Here is a 1,766-nt window from a genome sequence, read left to right as displayed (position 1 = left end):
GAAACCCAGAAGGTAGGTTGGGTGAAACCCAACACGAATTTATTTGTTAGGTTGAGTGAAACCCAGAAGGTAGGTTGGGTGAAACCCAACACGAATTTATTTGTTAGGTTGAGTGAAACCCAACATGAATCCAAGCTACTCAACTGGGATTCCCCAGGAAGGCTGGGAGGGGTTGACGGCTGAAGAGAAACAGGGATTTTTGCCCCTGTGTCCCGATTTTGTCGTGGAATTGTGGTCTCCCAGCGATTGGTTGACTCAGTTACAGGAGAAAATGCAAGAATCTGTAGAGAATGTCACTCGTTTAGGATGGTTGATTGACCGAAGTTCTCCGACAGTCCAAATTGATCGCCCTCAGCAACCGGTGGACGTGGTTAACTCGTCGTCAAAGTTTTCAGGTGAAGGGGTTTTGCCGAGGTTGATATTGAAGTGCAATTTATGCTATATTAGAACCTGAAACTAGATCAAAATTTATAAACGGTAAAACAATGGATCTTAAAGCTGCTTCGCTATGGGGAGCAGTCATAGGGCTATTGCTGGGGGTGGCGATACTTCTTTGGTTAGATGTTACCGAGGGACAATATGTATTAGCTGGGCTTGTTTTTACAGTATTGGGGGGCTTAATTATGGGTTTGTGTGTCTCGTTGGGAATCCTAATCTCTCAAAGTGTTATAGCTAATGGGATGTGGTTTTTTTGGACATTGGCAGGGCTGGCTGATTCTTTTATTCCTGTGTTATTCAATGGTTTTAGGTGGTGTTTAAGACCACTATTTATAATTAGATTAACAATCTTGCCTACAATATAGCGTGTATCATTCACCCGGGTATCAACTTTGTTTATCCACGTATACCTTGACCCTCACATATACTTTTCCCTTAATGAACAGCTTAACTATAAATACGGACGCACTCCATCTTGACGACGAGCAGTTTTTCCAACTTTGTCAGGATAACCGCGACTTACAATTTGAACGCAACGCTAACGGAACCCTGATTATTATGCCCCCTACTGGTGGTGAAACCGGACACCGTAATTTTGAACTCTGTTTAGAATTGGGATTGTGGAATCGTCAGACGCAAGGGGGAATCGCCTTTGACTCCTCAACAGGGTTCAAACTCCCCAATGGAGCCAACCGTTCCCCCGATGCAGCTTGGATTCCCCTGGAACGCTGGGAGGGGTTGACGGCTGAAGAGAAACAGGGATTTTTGCCCCTGTGTCCCGATTTTGTGGTGGAATTGCGTTCTCCCAGCGATTCGTTGACTCAGTTGCAGGAGAAAATGCAAGAATATGTGGAGAATGGCACTCGTTTAGGATGGTTGATTGACCCCAGTTCTCGGATAGTCCACATTTATCGCCCTCAGCAACCGGTGGAGGTGGTTAACTCGCCGCCAGAGTTGTCGGGTGAGGGGGTTTTGCCGGGGTTGATCTTGAACTGCGATCGCCTCTGGTAAGCTGGGTCAATAGGAGAGTCTGAGGAGTCTAACACAAATCGCTGCCAACGGTATTCACATTGTATTTATCTTCTGTCACTCTCGGAGAAGCCTTGCGTTTTCTGAATCCCAGCCGGGTAGGTTGTGTGAAACCCAACATAAATCCATTTTGTAGGTTGTGTGAAACCCAGAAGGTAGGTTGTGTGAAACCCAACACGAATTTATTTGTTGGGTTGGGTGAAACCCAGAAGGTAGGTTGGGTGAAACCCAACATAAATCCATTTTGTAGGTTGTGTGAAACCCAGAAGGTAGGTTGTGTGAAACCCAACACGAATTTA

The 1,766-nt window shown here is 45.6% G+C and carries 3 protein-coding genes; all 3 read left to right on the top strand.

The annotated features are described in order from the left end of the window. Positions 1-124 precede the first annotated feature (124 nt). Positions 125-454 carry a Uma2 family endonuclease gene (locus ACTIE0_RS02560; RefSeq protein WP_006622727.1) on the top strand — a complete coding sequence of 110 codons (330 nt, stop codon included), beginning with the start codon at positions 125-127 and terminating at the stop codon, positions 452-454. 422 nt (positions 455-876) lie between these two features. Continuing rightward, on the top strand, positions 877-1,449 hold the full coding sequence (locus tag ACTIE0_RS02555; protein ID WP_006622725.1) for a Uma2 family endonuclease: 573 nt from the start codon (positions 877-879) through the stop codon (positions 1,447-1,449). Between the two features lie 59 nt (positions 1,450-1,508). Next, positions 1,509-1,766, top strand: a 258-nt coding sequence (locus tag ACTIE0_RS02550) for a hypothetical protein (RefSeq protein WP_439516827.1), incomplete at its 3' end; no start/stop codon positions are given.

The sequence above is a fragment of the Limnospira sp. genome (assembly GCF_051859755.1).
GTDB classification, from domain to species: Bacteria; Cyanobacteriota; Cyanobacteriia; order Cyanobacteriales; family Microcoleaceae; genus Limnospira; species Limnospira fusiformis.
The sequence above is the reverse complement of the archived record's forward strand: the minus strand, read 5'-3'. Positions and strand labels throughout refer to the sequence as shown.